Origin of the sequence: Kitasatospora sp. NPDC058063 (genome assembly GCF_042885395.1) — a bacterium.
Classification (GTDB): Bacteria; Actinomycetota; Actinomycetes; order Streptomycetales; family Streptomycetaceae; genus Kitasatospora; species Kitasatospora lactacystinica.
In genome coordinates this window covers 94920-112490 of record NZ_JBHVSD010000024.1, presented here as the reverse complement: position 1 = coordinate 112490, position 17571 = coordinate 94920, and the positions used below count along the sequence as shown (strand labels likewise).

Genomic DNA, 17571 nt, shown 5'->3' with positions numbered 1-17571 from the left:
GCCCGCCCCGACCGGCGGGCCCGCGGGCGGGTCACTCCATGCCGCGGCGCTTCATGAAGTGCCAGGTGATCTCCAGGGCGATGCCGCAGACCACCGCGATGGCGACGCCGATCAGCGGGTCGCGGAAGCCGACCAGGGAGAGGTCGAAGAAGGACTTCAGCGGGGGCACCAGCAGCACCAGCGCGAAGGCGCCGCCCATGCTGGCGATCAGCAGCAGGCGCCACCAGTTGTACGGGCGGGCGACGATGGCGAGGACCCAGAGGGCGATCAGGAAGAGCGTCAGGGTGGCCACGCTGGTGTCGGCCTTGAGGTCGGTCGCGTGGTCGGCGCGGGCGAGCGAGTAGGCGACGAAGGTGCCGGTGCCGGCGATGACCCCGCCGGGGATCGCCAGCCGCAGCACGCGCTTCACGAACCCGGTGCGGGCCCGTTCGTCGTTGGGGGCGAGCGCGAGGAAGAAGGCCGGGATGCCGATGGTCAGCGAGGACAGCACGGTGGAGTGCCGGGGCAGGAACGGGTACGGCGAATGGGTGAAGATCACCAGGAGCGCCAGCAGGACCGAGTAGACGGTCTTCACCAGGAAGAGTGAAGCGACCCGCTCGATGTTGCCGATCACCCGGCGGCCCTCGGCCACCACCGACGGCAGCGAGGCGAAGGAGTCGTTCAGCAGCACGATCTGGGCGACCGCCTTGGTGGCGTCGGAGCCGGTGCCCATCGCCACGCCGATGTCGGCGTCCTTGAGGGCGAGCACGTCGTTGACGCCGTCGCCGGTCATCGCCACGGTGTGGCCGCGGGACTGCAGCGCCCCGACCAGCTGGCGCTTCTGCTGCGGGGTGACCCGGCCGAAGACGCTGGTCCGGTCGGCGGTCTCGGCGAGCTCCTTCGGGTCGGCGGGCAGGGAGCGGGCGTCCAGCGGGTGGTCGGCGCCGGGCAGGCCCAGGTGGCCGGCCACCGCGCCGACCGAGACCGCCGCGTCGCCGGAGATGACCTTGGCCCGGACCCGCTGGCTCTCGAAGTAGCGCAGGGTCTCGGCGGCGTCCGAGCGCAGCCGCTGCTGGAGCACCACCAGGGCCAGCGGGGTGAGGTCGGCCGCCGGGTCGGGGGAGTCCAGCGGGACGGGCGTGCGGCCCAGCAGCAGCACCCGCAGGCCCCGGGCGCCCAGCTCGTCCACCTCGGCCAGTGCCGGGTGTCCGGCGGGCAGCAGCACGTCGGGCGCGCCGAGCAGCCAGCTGGCCTCGCCGCCCTGCGGCTCCAGCAGCTGCACGCCGCTCCACTTGCGGGCGGAGGAGAAGGGCATCGCCTCGATCACCCGCCAGCCGTCGTGGCCGGAGCGGGCGCCGTCGTCGCCGCGCCCGTACGCGTCGATGACCGCCTGCATGGACGGGTTGGGGCGGGCGTCGGCGCCCGCCATCACGGCCAGGGCGTGCTGGACCGTCTCCGGGGCGACGGCGCCGGGCTCCCCGTCGGAGAGCACCCGCAGGTCGATCACGTCCATGCCGCCCTCGGTGAGGGTGCCGGTCTTGTCCAGGCAGACGGTGTCCACCCGGGCCAGGCCCTCGATCGCCGGGAGCTCCTGGACCAGGCACTGCTTGCGGCCGAGCCGGACCACGCCGATCGCGAAGGCGACCGAGGTCAGCAGCACCAGCCCCTCGGGGACCATCGGCACGATGCCGGCCACCATGCGCCGTACGGCCTCCCGCCAGTCCCGGCCCTCGACGGCCAGCTGGCTGATGATCAGGCCGAGGGCGGTGGGGATCAGCAGGTAGGTGATGATCCGCAGGATGCTGTCGATGCCGGAGCGCAGCTCCGACTTCACCAGGGTGAACTTGCTGGCCTCCTCGGCGAGCTGGGCCGCGTAGGCCTCGCGGCCGACCTTGGTGGCGGTGAACGCGCCGGCGCCGGCCACCACGAAGCTGCCGGACATCACCTGGGCGCCGGGCTGCTTGAGGACCGGATCGGGTTCGCCGGTGAGCAGCGACTCGTCGACCTCCAGGCCGTCCGCCTCGGTGACCTCGCCGTCCACGATCACCTTGTCGCCGATGCCGAGCAGCACGGTGTCGTCGAGGACGATCTCGGAGACGCCGATCTGCTGGACGGCGCCGTCCCGGCGGACCTGCGGTCGCGCCTCACCGATCAGGGCCAGGCTGTCCAGGGTCTTCTTGGCGCGCAGCTCCTGGATGATGCCGATCGCCGTGTTGGCCACGATGACCAGGCCGAACAGGCCGTCCTGGATCGGACCGACGATCAGGATGATCCCGAACATCACGCCGATGATCGCGTTGAAGCGGGTGAAGACGTTGGCCCGGACGATCTCCCGGGTGGACCGGCTGGACCGTACAGGGACGTCGTTGACCTGACCCTTCGCGACCCGCTCGGCCACCTCGGAGGCCGTCAGGCCGCCGCGTCTGCCGGGCAGCAGGCCGAGGGGGTGCGCTCCGTCCGGGCGGTCTTCGTCGGTCGGCCGCTCTTCCGCTGGCTGGGCAGGCTGCGTCATGGCACCGACTCTACGGGCGCCTTATGTCCGGTGCGTGCTACTAAAGGACCATTCAGTCCGACCGGGTGGCCGGACCCTGGCCGTCGTCCCCGGTCGCCCGTTCGGCCGTGTGCCCCGGCGCCGGTCCGGCCGCCTCGGCGGCGCGGCTGCGGGCGATCGCGTCCCGCCGGGCGCGGCAGTACCAGAGGCCGATCAGGCCGAGCAGGCCGCCGGAGAGGCAGATCCAGGGCCAGGTGCCGTGGCCGTGCGCGGAGAGGCTGCCCTGGAAGGGGAGCAGGGCGAGGAAGGCGATGAACCACAGCACCGTGCCGCCGCCGACGATGGCGACGTCGTTGGCCTCCAGCGGAGGGGGAGAGGGGTGCAGTGGCGTCTTGGGCATGGGGTCTAGCGTACGGTGCGGTGGGGCGGCTGCGCGGGTGCCGGGACCCCCCGCGGACCCCCTGCAGGCCCCCCGCAGGCTCTACGCGCGAAGATAGCGCGTGTGCGATCGGGAAACCATACTTAAAGATCTGCGCCCGGCCACCGTCGCCCCGGGCGTCCCCCACCCTCTCCTCAGCTCCCCCACAGAGGACGCACGCATGCCTGTGGTCCAGCCGACCACCGAGTCGCCCGAACCCGCCGACGCCGCGCCGAAGCCCCCCACGAGCGCCGTCGACCGCTTCTTCCGGATCAGCGAGCGAGGCTCCACCCTGCCGCGCGAGATCCGCGGTGGTGTCGCCACCTTCTTCACCATGGCGTACATCCTGGTGCTGAACCCGATCATCCTGGCCAGCGGCACCGACGTCACCGGGGCCCACCTGGACAGCGGCCAGCTGGTCACCGCCACCGCCCTCACCGCGGGTCTCACCACCCTGCTGATGGGTGTCATCGGCAACGTCCCGATCGGCCTGGCCGCCGGCCTCGGCGTCAACACGATCGTGGCGCTCCAGCTCGCTCCGAAGATGACCTGGCCGGACGCCATGGGCATGGTCGTGCTGGCCGGTTTCGCGATCATGCTGCTGGTCGCCACCGGTCTGCGCGAGCGCGTCATGAACGCCGTCCCGCTCGGCCTGCGCAAGGCCATCGCGATCGGTATCGGTCTGTTCATCAGCCTGGTCGGCCTGGTCGACTCCGGCTTCGTCAGCCGCATCCCGGACGCCGCCCACACCACCGTCCCGCTCCAGCTCGGCAGCAACGGGCACCTGCTCGGCTTCCCGGTGCTGATCTTCGTGGTCGGCCTGCTGCTCACCCTGGTCCTGCTGATCCGCAAGGTGCCCGGCGCCATCCTGATCAGCATCGCGGTCTCCACCGCGCTCGCCGCGGTCATCGACAAGGTGGCCGACGTCCCGGCGGCCAAGTGGGGCCTCACCGTCCCGACCTGGCCGGGCAACCCGGTCTCCGCGCCGGACTTCGGACTGGTCGGCAAGGTCAGCCTGTTCGGCGGCTTCGAGAAGGTCGGCGTGCTGACCGGCCTGCTCTTCGTCTTCACCGTGCTGATGTCCTGCTTCTTCGACGCGATGGGCACCATCCTCGGCGTGGCCGACGAGGCCCACCTGCTGGACGAGAAGGGCGACCTGCCCGGCATCAACAAGGTCCTGATGGTCGACGGCATCGCCACCGCGGCCGGCGGCGCCACCTCGGCCTCCGCCAACACCTGCTTCGTCGAGTCCACCGCCGGCGTCGGCGAGGGCGCCCGGACCGGCTTCGCCTCGATCGTCACCGGCCTGCTCTTCGTGGTGGCGCTCTTCCTCACCCCGCTCGCCACCATGGTCCCGGCCCAGGCCGCCACCCCGGCCCTGGTCACCGTCGGCTTCCTGATCCTGGCCAACTCGATCAAGGCGATCGACTGGGCCGACTACACGATCGCGATCCCGGCCTTCGTGACCATCGTGATGATGCCGTTCACCTACAGCATCACCAACGGCATCGGCATGGGCTTCATCGTCTTCTGCGTGATGCGCCTGGCCGCCGGCCGCGGCCGCGAGGTGCCCGTCCCGATGTACGCGGTGGCGACGGTGTTCGCCTTCTACTACCTGATGCCGGCCTTCGGCCTGCTCTGACGCCGTACGCCGACCGAGCCCCGTCCCCCCGTTCCGGGAGGGCGGGGCTCCGGCGTTCCCGCGGGCGGCCGTCCGGTCAGTGGACGCAGAACTCGTTGCCCTCCGGGTCTCCCATGACGGTCCAGGCGCCGCCGGGCTCCTCGACGTGCCGCAGGACGGTGGCGCCGAGGGATCCGAGGCGGGCGACGGTGGCCTCGCGCTCGCCCGGGCCGGGGTGGACGTCGAGGTGCAGGCGGTTCTTGCCCCGCTTGGGCTCGGGGACGGCCTGGAACAGGACACGGCGGCCGAGGCCGGTGTCCGAGGCCGGATCGAACGGGTCCTCGGGGTGGCGGACGGCGGCCAGGGAGCGCCAGGCCGGACGGCCGTCCAGCTCGGTGACGTCCTTCGGGCCGACCGCGCCGGCGGCGAGCAGCCGGGTGATCAGCGAGCCGTGGTCCTCCTGCCTGTACTCCAGGGCGGCGGCCCAGAAGGCGGCCTGGCGGTGCGGATCGGCGCAGTCGATGACGAGCTTCCAGTGCAGCGGCATGTAACCGTTTCTACCGGTTACCGGGAGGGCGGGCAACGGCCGGCCGTCAGAAGTTGTCAAAAAGGCACTCGTGTAGGCGAGTTGGCGGCGGGAATACTGCCTGGACGGAGAAGGGGGAGGGGACTCGACCGATGGTGCAACAGGATCCGCCGGGGGGCGTCGAGGCACAGCTGCTGCCGGAGCTGTTCTGGACGACGGACAAGGCCTCGCTGGACGGCCAGCGCGAGACGCTGCGCTGGTACCGCGGGCTGATCGCGATGCTGGTGGTCGCCGCGGTGATCGGGTCGTTCCCGGGCCCGGACGACAAGGCCGACTTCGACGTCTGGCCGCTGTTCTCGGTCGCCGCCTTCCTGGTGGCCGGCTACTTCTGGTCCCGGCTGCGCCGCAGCAACCCGCAGGGCCGCTGGTACCAGGCCCGGGCGGCGGCCGAGTCGGTCAAGACGCTGGCCTGGAAGTACACCGTCCGGGCCCGGCCGTTCGACGGCCCGGCCGAGTCCGCGGACGTCGACCACGGCTACCTGCTCCAGGTCGAGGACGTGCTGCGGGCCTTCGAGGACCCGGAGATCGTGCCGCCCGGCAGCGTCGCCGAGATCACCCCGGAGATGCGCCGCCGGCGCGCCGAGAGCCTGACCGCGCGGCGCACCCTCTACCTGCGCACCCGGGTCGAGGGCCAGCGCACCTGGTACCGCTCCCGGGCCGAGGCCTGCGACTCGCAGGCGGTCTCCTGGGGGCTCGGTGTCGCGGTGCTGATCATCGTCGGTGCCGCGGCGGCCGTCGCCCAGGCCACCGGCGCGCTGCCGGTGCACGTGTTCGGCGCCACCTCGGCCGCGGCCGCGGCGATCATCGCCTGGACGCAGCTCAAGCAGCTCGGCCCGCTGGCCGCCGCCTACCAACTGGCCGCGCGCGAGCTGGAGAACGTCGGCAACCAGCTGTCCGACCTCGACCTCCGGGCGCCGGACGCCGAGGAGGGCTGGGCCCGGCTGGCCGCCGAGGCCGAGGACGCGGTCTCCCGGGAGCACACCACCTGGCGGGCCCGCAGGGCGTTCCCGCGCTGAGCCGGGCCGGGCGGCGGAGGGTACTCGACCGGAGCGGGGACTTGGGGAGATCCGGCGAAACGCGGGGCGCAGGTGTGCGGGGTGCGTGAGGGTAGAGCGCCCAGGTACGGACCGTAATCATTACGTGTCCATGCCCTGGTTTCATCGCCTGCGCGCGACCCCAGTTCCCGCCGGAGGCCCTCCTTGCGCATTCTCCTGATCGCCAGCGCGTTCAACAGCCTGACCCAGCGCGTCCACACCGCCCTGCGCGAGCGCGGCCACCAGGTCGCCGTCCAACTCGCCCTCGACGACGAGCGGATGAGGGCGGCGGTGGCCCGCACCGACCCCGAGCTGATCATCTGCCCGATGCTCACCAAGGCCGTCCCGCAGGACATCTGGTCCACCCGGACCGTCCTGATCGTGCACCCGGGCCCCAAGGGCGACCGCGGCCCCTCCTCGCTCGACCGGGCGATCACCGAGGGGGTGGAGCGCTGGGGCGTCACCGTGCTGCAGGCCGTCGCGGAGATGGACGCCGGCGACATCTGGGCGTCCGTCGAATTCCCCGTCCCCGCCTGCGGCAAGAGCGAGTTGTACCGGGGCGAGCTCGCCGACGCCGCCGCCGAGGCCGTCCTGCTGGCCGTCCAGCGGTACGAGGGCGGGCTGTTCACCCCCGAGCCGCTGGACTACGCCCGGCCGGACGTGCACGGCGAAGCGCGCCCCTTCCTGCGCCAGGAGGAACGCCGGATCGACTGGGAGCGGGACGGCACCGCCACCGTGCTGCGCAGGCTGCGCGCCGCCGACTCCCAGCCCGGCGTCCTGGACGAGCTGTACGGACGGGAGTTCTTCCTGCACGGCGGCCACCCCGAGGACGAACTGCGCGGCCCGGTGCCCGGCGCCGTGCTGGCCACCCGGGACGGCGCGATCTGCCGGGCCACCGTGGACGGCGCGGTGTGGATACCGCAGCTGCGCCCGCGCCGCACCCCCGGCGGGCCGGTCACCTTCAAGCTGCCGGCCGCCACGGTGCTCGCCGACGAGCTGTACCGGGTCCGTGAGGTGCCGGTGAGTCCGGAGCGGGCGGGCCGCCGGGACACCTGGTCGGAGCTGCGCTACCGCGAGGAGGGCGAGGTCGGCTTCCTCGAATTCGCCCACGCGGGCGGGGCGATGAGCACCGAGCAGTGCCGCCGGCTGCTCACCGCCTACCGGGAGGCGGCCGACCGGCCGACCTCGGTGCTGGTGCTCGGCGCGCCCCGGGACTTCTACTCCAACGGGATCCAGCTCAACGTCATCCAGGGCTCGGCCTTCCCGGCGCTGGAGTCCTGGGAGAACATCAACGCGATGGACGACTTCGTCGAGGCGGTGCTGACCACGACGGACAAGGTGACGGTGGCGGCGCTGGCCGGGAACGCGGCCGCCGGCGGGCTGATGGCGGCGCTGGCCGCCGACGAGGTGTGGTGCCGGGAGTCGGCGGTGCTCAACCCGCACTACCGGCTGATGGGCCTGTACGGCTCCGAGTACTGGACGTACACCCTGCCCCGCCGGGTCGGCGCCGAGCAGGCCGAGCGGCTCACCGCCGAGGCGCTGCCGGTCGGCGCCGACCACGCCCGCCGGATCGGCCTGGTGGACCGCACGGTCGGCGGGGACGCGGCCGGGTTCCGCCGCTGGGTGGCGCGCGAGGCGGCCCGGATCGCCGCAGCGCCGGACCTCACCGGGCGGCTGGTGGACAAGAAGCGCCGCCGCGCGGCCGACGAGGAGGCCAAGCCGCTGGTGGAGTACCGGGCGGAGGAACTGCGCCGGATGCACGCCAACTTCTACCGGGCGGGCGAGCCGTACCACGCGCTGCGGCGGGACTTCGTGCACAAGGTCTGCCCGGTGGCCACGCCGGAGCACGTGGCGGGGCTGCTCGGGCGGCCCGGACAGCCGTAACGGCCGGCCCGGGCCCCGGCGGGGCCTTCGGACAGTGGGAGCGGGGACGGGCGGCGCCCGGCCGGGGTGGGGGGCCCGGCCGGACGCCCGCTCGGGCCCCCGCTCCCGTGCCCGGCCTCAGCGCCGGGCGGCCCCGCCCAGCGGCCGCCGCTGCGGGAGCAGCGGGCTGCCCTGGTCGCCCGGGGTGCGCGCGGCCCCCGCGGCCCGCGCGGTCCCGGAGGCGCGCGGGGGCCGCGGAGGCAGCGGGGCGGCCGGACCGGCCAGCAGGGGCTGGGAGTCGGACCGGCTCGGCGAGACCGCGAAGGCCAGCGAGCCGAAGAACACGTAGCAGCCCAGCCCGACCCCGAGCGGGAAGATGAACTGGAGCGCCATCACGCCGGCCTCGGTGGAGCGCGAGAGGTCCAGCTGGACGGAGAGCGCCGCCATGCCGGTGTAGTGCATCGCGCAGACCGCCACGCCCATCACCGGCGCCGCCGCCAGCACGGCGAGCGTGCCCCGGATGTTGAGCGCGGCCCAGAGCGCGGCCGTGGCCGCGACCACGGCGATGGCCACCGAGGCGGCCACGGTGGGCCGGTCGTAGCCGAGGGTGCCGGGCAGGACCATCGCGGCCATGCCCAGGTAGTGCATCGCGGCGACCCCCAGACCGGTGGTCAGCCCGCCGACCAGCAGGGCCAGGACGCGGCGCCGCCAGTACCCGACGGTGAAGAGCCCGACGCCGACCACGGCGACGGCGACCAGCAGGCTGAGCACGGTCAGGTCGGGCCGGTAGCCGATCTCGACGCCGGTCACGGAGAAGCCGAGCATCGCGATGAAGTGCATGGACCAGATCCCGGCCCCGAGCGAGGTCGAGGCGAACAGCAGCCAGACGGCCCGGGTGCGGCCCCGGGAGACGAGTGCCCAGCGGGCGCTGCGCAGGGCGACGAAGGCGCCGACGCAGGCGACGAAGTACGAGACCGCCGGTGTCACCCAGCCGTGGTCGGCATGGTGGATCTCACCCAATGGAGCTCCCTGGAGGAGGGTTGAGGGCACCGGGGCGCGGGCGGACGCGGCTGGCCGGGGAAGGCGCGCGGCGGCGGGCACCGGAGCGGGAACGTGCTCCCGCAGGGGAGGAGCCTGGCATGTGGTGCCCCTGACAATCCGGGAGAGTAACCACTGCCCGGCGGTCGCACAATGTTCGTGCTTTTCGTGAAGTCCCAGGTCAGGATGGGCCTTTACGCGGCCTGCATGATCCCGGCACCAAGCCCTGACACCGCCTGCGCACCGCCTCCGGGTGGCTGCGGTCCGCTGTCGGCGCTCACTCCAGGGGGGCTAGCCCGAACGGGTGGCCGGCCGGGTCGATCAGCACCCGCAGGGTGCGGCCGTGCTGGTAGGCGGGCTCGGTGGCGCCGAGCGCGAGGGCCTTCGCGGTGGCCTCGTCCAGGTCGTCGACGTAGAAGTCGAGGTGGAAGTGCTTGCTGCCGTCCGGTTCCGTCCACGGTTCCGGCCGGTAGCCGGTCACCCGGCCGAAGCCCAGCGGGCTGCCGCCCTCGGGGTTGTCCAGGATCGCGAAGCGCTCGTCCGCGTGCCTGGTCTCCCACCCCAGCAGCTCGCCGTAGAACGAGGCCAGCGCGACCGGGTCGGCGCAGTCGATGGTGACCATGGCGAGCCGGGCGAAGCCGGTGTCGCCTGGCCCGGTGCGCGCGGACCGCTCGGACGGCTGCGGCTGTTCGGACCGCTGGGACCGCTCGGACTGCTCGGTGGCGAGGTCGGACATGGCAGGTCGGCCCTTCCGGGAGAGAGCTGGGGCCCATGACCAATATGGCACCGCGGTGACCCTCCGGCACGGCGGCGGATCTCATTTTCCTTAGCGAGAGTAATGACGTAGGCTAAAGAGATGCCCGAGATGTCCGAGCAGGACCTCGCAGCGATCAGTCAGCTGCGATCGTCCACGATGCGCCTCTCCCGACGACTCAAACACCAGCGGGTGGAGGAGTCGCTGAGTCCCACCGAGATGGGAGTGCTGGGCACCCTCGCCCGGTGCGGAAAGGCGACGCCGGGTGAGCTCGCCCGGAAGGAGCACGTGCAGCCTCCTTCGATGACCAGGATCGTCGCGATGCTGGAGGAGAAGGGGCTGGTGCGGCGCGAACCGCACCCCGAGGACCGCCGCCAGGTGGTCGTCAGCAGCACCGAGCAGGCCGAGACGATTCTCGCGGAGAGTCGTCGACGCCGGAACGTCTGGCTCGCCGAACTCGCCCAGGGGCTCGACGAGGAGGAATGGGCCGTCCTCAGGGAGGCCGCGCCCGTGCTCTACAAGCTCGCCCACCTGTAGCTCGCCCACGTGCGGCTCGCACACCTCAGAGGCACACCGACCCCGGCCGGCCGCCGGGAGAAGAAGGAGCCCGCATCACCGCAGGACCGACCACCGACACCAGGAGCGCGACGGCCACCGCCATGGCCGTCGCGCCACGAGGGGAGACCAACGTGACACCGCCGGCCGCAGCCAGCGCCGCCGCCATCCGCACCGACGACCCGACCACCGACCCCGCCGCGGCCACTGCCGCGGCCGCCGACGCCCAGGCACCCGCCCCCACGGGGCTGCCCGGCAACGGCGACGACGACCCCGACGAACGCACCGCGGCGGACTCCGCCGCCCAGCGCCGCGCCCACGCGGCCTCGTCCCCGACCGGCACCCGCTTCACCAGGCCCGGGGGGATGTTCTCCTCACTGCGCGTTCGCAACTACCGCTACTACTTCGCCGGCCAGGTGGTCTCCAACACCGGCACCTGGATGCAGCGCATCGCCCAGGACTGGCTGGTGCTGAGCCTCACCGGCAGCCCGCTCGCGGTCGGCATCACCACCGCCATGCAGTTCCTGCCGATGCTGCTGCTCGGCCTGTTCGGCGGCGTGCTCGCCGACCGGATGCCCAAGCGCCGGCTGCTGGTCTTCACCCAGGGCGCGATGGGCCTGCTGGCCGCAGGCCTCGCGGTGCTGACCGTCGGCGGCGTGGTGACGCCGTACTACGTGTACGCCTTCGCACTGCTGCTCGGCCTGGTCACCGTGGTGGACAACCCGACCCGGCAGGCCTTCGTCTCCGAGATGGTCGGGCCCAAGGACCTCGCCAACGCCGTCAGCCTGAACGCCGCCAACTTCCAGACCGCCCGGCTGGTCGGCCCCGCCGTCGCGGGCCTGCTGATCGCCGCGGTCGGCAGCGGCTGGGCGTTCGCCGTCAACGCGCTGTCCTTCGCCGCCGTGATCGGCGGGCTGCTCGCGATGCGGGAGAGCGAACTGCGCCCGACCGAGCCGATCGCCCGCGAGAAGGGTCAGCTGCGCGAGGGGCTCCGGTACGTCAAGGAGCGGCCGGAGCTGCTCTGGCCGATGGTGCTGGCCGGGTTCATCGGCACCTTCGGCTTCAACTTCCCCACGCTGCTCTCCGGCTTCGCGTACGACACCTTCAAGGTCGGCGCCGGCCAGTACGGCCTGCTGAACACCGCGATGGCGATCGGGTCGCTGACGGGTGCGCTGCTCGCCGCCCGCCGGGGCGTGCCGCGGCTGCGCCGGCTGGTCGGCGCGGCGCTGGCCTTCGGAGCGCTGGAGGTGGTCGCCGCGTTCGCGCCCGACTACTGGACCTTCGCGCTGCTGCTGATGCTGGTCGGGGTCTTCGGGCTGAGCTTCAACACCTCGGTCAACTCCTCGCTGCAGCTGGCCACCGACCCCGCGATGCGCGGCCGGGTGATGGGCCTGCTGGTGCTGGTCTTCACCGGCGGCACGCCGATCGGCGCCCCGATCGTCGGCTGGGTGACCGCCTCGTACGGGCCCCGGCTCGGCCTGCTGGCCTGCGGACTGGTGTCCGCGGCGGCGGCCGGCACGGTCGGCCTGGTGCTGGCCCGCAGCGCGGACCTGCGGGTGCGGTTCGACCTGCACCCGGGCCGCGGCGGCCGGGTGGTGGCCTTCGTGCCGCGGACCGCGCCGGCGGCCAAGTCGGAGCTGGCCGCGGCCTGCTGACCGTCCGTCGGGCCCCCGGGAGGCGTCCCGGGGGCCCGTGGCGGTTCAGAGCCGGATGGCGAGGACCTGGCCCGGCCAGGCGCCGTCCGGCCGCTCGACCTCGAAGCCCTCGGTCTCGGTGAAGCCGAGCGCCCGGTACTGGGCGACCAGCCCGCGGTCGGCGCCGGCGTAGCAGTCCACCCGGAGCAGGCCGATGCCGCGGCGGCGGGCCTCCTCCACCGCGTCGGCGATCAGCGCGGCGCCGATGCCCGAGCCCTTGCGGGTGCGGTCGGTGACCAGGTTGCGGACGAACAGCTCGCGCTCGGCCACGGCGGGGACGTACGCGCCGCGCTCCTCGGACAGCACGCAGGAGCCGACCGTACGGCCCCGGTCGTCCACCGCGAGACGGATCAGGAACGGCTCGGCGCCGTACTTCGCGATGTGCTCCACCCGGGCCGGGTCGGTGCTGAAGGGCCGGTCGCCCCACTGGCCGGTGCGGCCGCGGCCGGCCAGCCAGGCCACGGCGCCGTCGAGCAGGGCGAGGACGTCGGGGATGTCCTCGGGGCCTCCGGTGCGGATCTTCACGCCGCTGGGATCGATCATGGATCCGTTCTATCCCGAACCGGCGTGCGCGGGAAGATTGATCCATGAGGTTGTTCGTGGCGGTGCTGCCACCCGTCGAGGCGCTGCAGGGGCTCCTCGACGCGGTCGCGCCGCTGCGGGAGCTGCCCGGGGCGGAACGGCTGCGCTGGACCGGCGTCGAGGGCTGGCACCTGACCCTGGCCTTCCTGGGCGAGGTGCCGGCCGAGCGGCTGCCGGAGCTGGCGGCGGGCCTGGCCGCCGTCGCCGAGGTCCACCCGGTGCACCGGCTGCGGATCGCGGGCGCGGGGCGGTTCGGCGACCGGGTGCTCTGGGCCGGGGTCGAGGGCCAGGCCTGGGCGCTGCGCCGGCTGGCCGACGCCGTCACCGCGGCCACCGCCGAGGTCACCGGGGCGACCGACGACTACGCCTTCCACCCGCACCTCACCCTCGCCCGGGCCGGCTCCTCGCGCGGCCACCGCAGGGCCGTGCAGCGGGTCGCGGCGGCCGAGCTGGACGGCCTGGTGGCGGCGCTGGCCGACTACCGGGGGCCGGAGTGGGACGCCACCGGGCTGCACCTGGTGCGCAGCGACCCGGGCGGCGGCTCGGTCCACTACGAGTCGCTGTACACCTGGCCGCTGGCGGACTGGAGCTGAGGCCCCCCGGGGCGGCTCCAGGACCGGGGCCGCGGGGCCCGGGGCCGGGGCCCGGGAGAAGTCCGGGGCGGGCCGCAGGTACGCTCGATGACCGTGGATCCCAAGACTCGTATGCGCATCGTCTCCGGCACCCTGGTGCTGATGCTGGTCGTCGTGCTGATCAGCTCGCTGGTCGGCCGCTAGGGCGTGTCTGACAATTCCCGCCGGGTGCGCGACGCCGGGGCACGCACCTCGCCGCGTTGTCGTCGGTCGCCAATGCTCCGCAGTGGCTCCCTCCTCCGCCTTGCGATGCACGCACCCCGACGCCGCGCCCTGATCCGACTCGAATGGTCAGACACGCCCTAGGACACGCCCCCGGCGGGAGGACCCCCGGCCCGGCCCCGGAACGGCGAGAGGGCCACCGCCCGTCGGCGGTGGCCCTCGGCCGTGTCCTCGGGGGACCGGTCAGACCTTCGCGAGCTGCTCCACCACGTGGTCGATGCAGTGGGTGAGCGCCTCGACGTCCGCCGGGTCGATCGCCGGGAACATCGCGATGCGCAGCTGGTTGCGGCCCAGCTTGCGGTACGGCTCGGTGTCCACGATGCCGTTGGCACGCAGTGCCTTGGCGACCGCGGCGGCGTCCACCGACTCGTCGAAGTCGATGGTGCCGACCACCTGGGAGCGCTCGGCCGGGTTCGCCACGAACGGGGTGGCGTAGGCGGACTTCTCGGCCCAGGAGTACAGCCGGGACGAGGAGTCCGCGGTGCGGGCGACCGCCCAGTCCAGCCCGCCGTTGCCGTTCAGCCACTCCAGCTGGTCGGCCAGCAGGAAGAGCGTGGAGAGCGACGGGGTGTTGTACGTCTGGTCCTTCGACGAGTTGTCGATGGCCGTCGGCAGCGAGAAGAACGGCGGGATGTAGCGGCCGGAGCCGGCGATCTCGGCGGCGCGCTCCAGCGCGGCCGGGGAGAACGTCGCCAGCCACAGGCCGCCCTCGGAGGCGAAGGACTTCTGCGGGGCGAAGTAGTAGACGTCGGTCTCGGTGATGTCCACCGGCAGGCCGCCGGCGCCCGAGGTCGCGTCCACCAGGACCAGCGAGCCCTCGTCCGCGCCCACCGGACGTCCGATCGGCATCGCGACGCCGGTCGAGGTCTCGTTGTGGGTGAGCCCGTAGACGTCCACGCCGGCCTCGGCGACCGGCAGCGGGTGGGTGCCCGGGGCGGTCTTGATCACGGTCGGCTCGCCGAGCCACGGCGCGGCCCTGACCGAGGAGGCGAACTTCGAGGAGAACTCGCCGAAGTCCAGGTGCTGGGACTTCTCCCGCACCAGGCCGAAGGCGGCGATGTCCCAGAAGGCGGTGGAGCCGCCGTTGCCGAGGACGACTTCGTAGCCGTCCGGCAGCGAGAACAGGCTGCTCACGCCCTCGCGCACGCGCTTGACCAGGTCCTTGATCGGGGCCTGGCGGTGCGAGGTGCCGAGCAGGGAGGTCTGGGTCGCGGCGAGGGCACTCAGGGCCTCGGGGCGCACCTTGGACGGTCCGCAGCCGAAACGGCCGTCTGCGGGCTTGATGTCAGCGGGGATCTGGATCTGAGCCACGCGCGCAGCCTACCGGCCGGAGGGTTCGGCGGGGTACGGCCGTCCGCCCGCTGAGACCGTGATCACTGCTGCCCGGAGGCGGGCCGGAGATGTGCGGCAGCGGGCCCGGCCGGAGCCGGACCCGCTGCTCAGGGGCACTGTCCGGACGCTCGTCCGGTATCCCAGGGGAGGGGATCAGCGGACGATGGCGTCCCAGCCCTCGATCTCCTCGGGGCGGCGCGGGCCGGGGCCGATGTAGCGCGCGGAGGGGCGCACGAGCCGGCCCGTGCGCTTCTGCTCCAGGATGTGCGCCGACCAGCCGGCGGTGCGCGCGCAGGTGAACATCGAGGTGAACATGTGCGCCGGGACCTCGGCGAAGTCCAGCATGATGGCGGCCCAGAACTCGACGTTGGTGGCCAGCACGCGGTCGGGGCGACGGTTGTGCAGCTCCTCCAGCGCGGCCTTCTCCAGCGCCTCGGCGACCTCGAAGCGCGGCGCGCCGAGCTCCTTGGCGGTGCGGCGCAGCACCCGGGCGCGCGGGTCCTCGGCGCGGTAGACGCGGTGGCCGAAGCCCATCAGGCGCTCGCCCTTGTCCAGGGCGTTCTTGACCCAGGCGGTCGCGTCGCCGGTGCGCTCGATCTCCTCGATCATGCCGAGCACGCGCGACGGCGCGCCGCCGTGCAGCGGGCCGGACATCGCGCCGACCGCGCCCGAGAGGGCGGCCGCGACGTCGGCGCCGGTGGAGGCGATGACCCGGGCGGTGAAGGTGGAGGCGTTCATGCCGTGCTCGGCGGCCGAGGTCCAGTAGGCGTCGACGGCCTTGACGTGCTTCGGGTCCGGCTCGCCCCGCCAGCGGATCATGAACCGCTCGACGACCGTCTCGGCCTTGTCGATCTCGCTCTGCGGGACCATCGGCAGGCCCTGGCCGCGGGCCGACTGGGCGACGTAGGACAGGGCCATCACGGCGGCCCGGGCGAGGTCGTCGCGGGCCTGCTCGGCGTCGATGTCCAGCAGCGGCTTGAGGCCCCAGACCGGGGCGAGCATGGCGAGTGCGGACTGCACGTCGACCCGGATGTCGCCGGAGTGCACGGGGATCGGGAACGGCTCGGCGGCCGGCAGGCCGGGGTTGAACTTGCCGTCCACCAGCAGGCCCCAGACGTGGCCGAAGGAGACGTTGCCCACCAGGTCGTCGATGTCGACACCGCGGTACCGCAGGGCGCCGCCCTCACGGTCGGGTTCGGCGATCTCGCTCTCGAACGCGACGACTCCCTCAAGCCCGGGTACGAAATCGGACATGCGACGGCTCCCTCAGTTCTGTGATCGGCGCTCCGCCGTGGTGGGGCGGCGCACCAGTGACCGAATGGTGTTTGGCACTCGGTGCCAGAGTGACAGGCACGGGGTGCATTGCGCCATACACCACCGTGGTGATGTTTCCCGCGGGCCCGCTCGACTTTCCCGCCGGAGGGGCCGGTCGTGCCCGGGGGAGCCCCGGAACCCCTGCGATCCCCGGAGTCAAACGCCTTGTTCCGGACAATTCCCCTCGGGGCGGGCGGTCAAGCGGCGGCGGGTCACCTCATCTCCCACCGGGGTTTGTCCGGAGGTAGCGGCGCCCGTTGCTTGTCGTACGGGATGATGTTGGCGTGCAGACCCCGGATCGCGCCCAGTCGATGCCCCCGAGCCCCGCCAACCGGACCCTGGCCGACGAGGCCCGCCCCGGCCCGGACCTCACCGTGATGCGCAAGCACTACAGCCACGAGGGCCTGGTCGAGGAGCGGCTCGCGCCCGAGCCGATCGGCCAGTTCACCCGCTGGTTCCACGAGGCGGACGACGCCGGGGTGGTGGAGCCCAACGCCATGGTGCTCTCCACCGCCGACGCCGAGGGGCGGCCCAGCTCGCGCACCGTCCTGCTCAAGGGCTACGACCTGCGCGGCTTCGTGTTCTTCACCAACTACGGTTCCCGCAAGGGCTCCGAGCTGGCCGCCAACCCGTACGCGGGGCTGCTCTTCCCGTGGATCGCGCTGGCCCGCCAGGTGATCGTCCAGGGCCGGGTGGAGAAGGTCGGCCGGGACGAGACCGCCGCCTACTTCCGCACCCGCCCGCACGGCTCCCAGCTGGGCGCCTGGGCCAGCGAGCAGTCCAGCCCGGTCGGCGGCCGGGAGGTCCTCGAACAGCGCTACGCCGAGCTGGAGCGGCGCTACCCGGAGGGCGAGGGCGTGCCCGTCCCGCCGTTCTGGGGCGGGTACCGGGTGGTCCCGCAGAGCGTCGAGTTCTGGCAGGGCCGGGAGAACCGGCTGCACGACCGGCTCCGCTACGTCGCCGACCCGTCCGACCCGACGGGGTGGCGGGTGGAGCGGCTCTGCCCGTGATCCCTTCGGCCCAAAGGCTCCGCGCGGCGTCCGCGCGGAGCTGATGGACCGTCATCCGTCCGGTAGGATGCCCGTCGCGGACCTGGGCCGATGCAGCTCCGGCCGGCGGCCCGCCGTGCCGACACGATCGAGTGAGGGACTGAGTGAGGGACTGATGGGCGTCACCGGTGCGGGAACCGCCGCTGGACTCGGCTCTGACCTGGTCGACGTCGCCGCCCTGCCGCTCGACGAACTCGACGCCCTGCCCGACACCGTCCTCGGTGACCTGCTGCGCCGGGTGGTCGCGGACGCCCTGACCCCCGGCGCGGAGCCGCTCGCGGCCTTCCAGTCGGCGCTCGACCGGTAGCACCGCAGGAGCCCGCGCCCCCGGGCCCGGCGCGTCGAGCCCGACGGGCGCCCGCGCCCCCCGCCGGTGCGCCCCCTGAGCGCCGGAGCGCCCCCGGCCG

Annotated in this window: 16 protein-coding genes; 8 read left to right on the top strand and 8 right to left on the bottom strand. The window is 73.3% G+C overall.

All coding sequences use genetic code 11. The features are described 5' to 3' along the window. Positions 1-31: 31 nt before the first annotated feature. Together ACFVUY_RS33220 and ACFVUY_RS33215 are read right to left on the bottom strand one after the other, a co-directional pair. Positions 32-2491: a cation-translocating P-type ATPase gene (locus tag ACFVUY_RS33220; RefSeq protein WP_387736005.1), complete on the bottom strand. Its 2460-nt coding sequence runs from the start codon at positions 2489-2491 to the stop codon at positions 32-34. 52 nt (positions 2492-2543) lie between these two features. Then, positions 2544-2870, bottom strand: a complete 327-nt coding sequence (locus ACFVUY_RS33215; protein ID WP_359905737.1) for a DUF2530 domain-containing protein — start codon at positions 2868-2870, stop codon at positions 2544-2546. A 199-nt stretch (positions 2871-3069) separates the two neighbouring features. Between ACFVUY_RS33215 and ACFVUY_RS33210 the strand changes: the two genes are divergently transcribed. Continuing rightward, a complete protein-coding gene (locus tag ACFVUY_RS33210; RefSeq protein ID WP_387736003.1) occupies positions 3070-4530 on the top strand; it encodes an NCS2 family permease in 1461 nt (486 codons plus the stop codon). A 76-nt stretch (positions 4531-4606) separates the two neighbouring features. Here ACFVUY_RS33210 and ACFVUY_RS33205 read toward each other — a convergent pair whose 3' ends face one another. Continuing rightward, positions 4607-5056 (bottom strand): VOC family protein, encoded by a 450-nt coding sequence (locus ACFVUY_RS33205; RefSeq protein WP_387736000.1) that lies wholly within the window; start codon positions 5054-5056, stop codon positions 4607-4609. 131 nt (positions 5057-5187) lie between these two features. Between ACFVUY_RS33205 and ACFVUY_RS33200 the strand changes: the two genes are divergently transcribed. After that, complete coding sequence (locus ACFVUY_RS33200; RefSeq protein ID WP_387735998.1) at positions 5188-6111, top strand: DUF4231 domain-containing protein; 924 nt, start codon at positions 5188-5190, stop codon at positions 6109-6111. Positions 6112-6294: 183 nt separating this feature from the next. Next, positions 6295-8013, top strand: a complete 1719-nt coding sequence (locus ACFVUY_RS33195; RefSeq protein ID WP_387735995.1) for a hydrogenase maturation protein — start codon at positions 6295-6297, stop codon at positions 8011-8013. A gap of 117 nt (positions 8014-8130) precedes the next feature. Here ACFVUY_RS33195 and ACFVUY_RS33190 read toward each other — a convergent pair whose 3' ends face one another. After that, positions 8131-9012, bottom strand: a complete 882-nt coding sequence (locus ACFVUY_RS33190) for an MHYT domain-containing protein (RefSeq protein WP_387735993.1) — start codon at positions 9010-9012, stop codon at positions 8131-8133. A gap of 295 nt (positions 9013-9307) precedes the next feature. Further along, positions 9308-9766: a VOC family protein gene (locus ACFVUY_RS33185; protein WP_359905722.1), complete on the bottom strand. Its 459-nt coding sequence runs from the start codon at positions 9764-9766 to the stop codon at positions 9308-9310. A gap of 120 nt (positions 9767-9886) precedes the next feature. On the opposite strand from ACFVUY_RS33185, the gene ACFVUY_RS33180 reads away from it, so the two are divergent. Beyond that, positions 9887-10321, top strand: a complete 435-nt coding sequence (locus ACFVUY_RS33180; RefSeq protein WP_030235202.1) for a MarR family winged helix-turn-helix transcriptional regulator — start codon at positions 9887-9889, stop codon at positions 10319-10321. 122 nt (positions 10322-10443) lie between these two features. Next, positions 10444-11994, top strand: a complete 1551-nt coding sequence (locus tag ACFVUY_RS33175) for an MFS transporter (RefSeq protein ID WP_387735991.1) — start codon at positions 10444-10446, stop codon at positions 11992-11994. 45 nt (positions 11995-12039) lie between these two features. Here ACFVUY_RS33175 and ACFVUY_RS33170 read toward each other — a convergent pair whose 3' ends face one another. Further along, positions 12040-12576 (bottom strand): GNAT family N-acetyltransferase, encoded by a 537-nt coding sequence (locus tag ACFVUY_RS33170; protein WP_387735989.1) that lies wholly within the window; start codon positions 12574-12576, stop codon positions 12040-12042. 44 nt (positions 12577-12620) lie between these two features. Here ACFVUY_RS33170 and thpR point away from each other — a divergent pair, with 44 nt between their 5' ends. Then, a complete protein-coding gene (gene thpR, locus ACFVUY_RS33165) occupies positions 12621-13208 on the top strand; it encodes an RNA 2',3'-cyclic phosphodiesterase (protein WP_387691575.1) in 588 nt (195 codons plus the stop codon). Between the two features lie 444 nt (positions 13209-13652). Here thpR and serC read toward each other — a convergent pair whose 3' ends face one another. Both serC and ACFVUY_RS33155 read right to left on the bottom strand, forming a co-directional pair. Continuing rightward, positions 13653-14780: a phosphoserine transaminase gene (gene serC / locus ACFVUY_RS33160; protein ID WP_387735986.1), complete on the bottom strand. Its 1128-nt coding sequence runs from the start codon at positions 14778-14780 to the stop codon at positions 13653-13655. Between the two features lie 174 nt (positions 14781-14954). After that, positions 14955-16055: a citrate synthase 2 gene (locus ACFVUY_RS33155; protein ID WP_387691571.1), complete on the bottom strand. Its 1101-nt coding sequence runs from the start codon at positions 16053-16055 to the stop codon at positions 14955-14957. A 371-nt stretch (positions 16056-16426) separates the two neighbouring features. Here ACFVUY_RS33155 and pdxH point away from each other — a divergent pair, with 371 nt between their 5' ends. After that, positions 16427-17125 carry a pyridoxamine 5'-phosphate oxidase gene (pdxH, locus tag ACFVUY_RS33150; RefSeq protein ID WP_387691665.1) on the top strand — a complete coding sequence of 233 codons (699 nt, stop codon included), beginning with the start codon at positions 16427-16429 and terminating at the stop codon, positions 17123-17125. A 154-nt stretch (positions 17126-17279) separates the two neighbouring features. Then, positions 17280-17471 (top strand): FxSxx-COOH cyclophane-containing RiPP peptide, encoded by a 192-nt coding sequence (gene fxsA / locus ACFVUY_RS33145; protein WP_359913861.1) that lies wholly within the window; start codon positions 17280-17282, stop codon positions 17469-17471. Positions 17472-17571 lie beyond the last annotated feature (100 nt).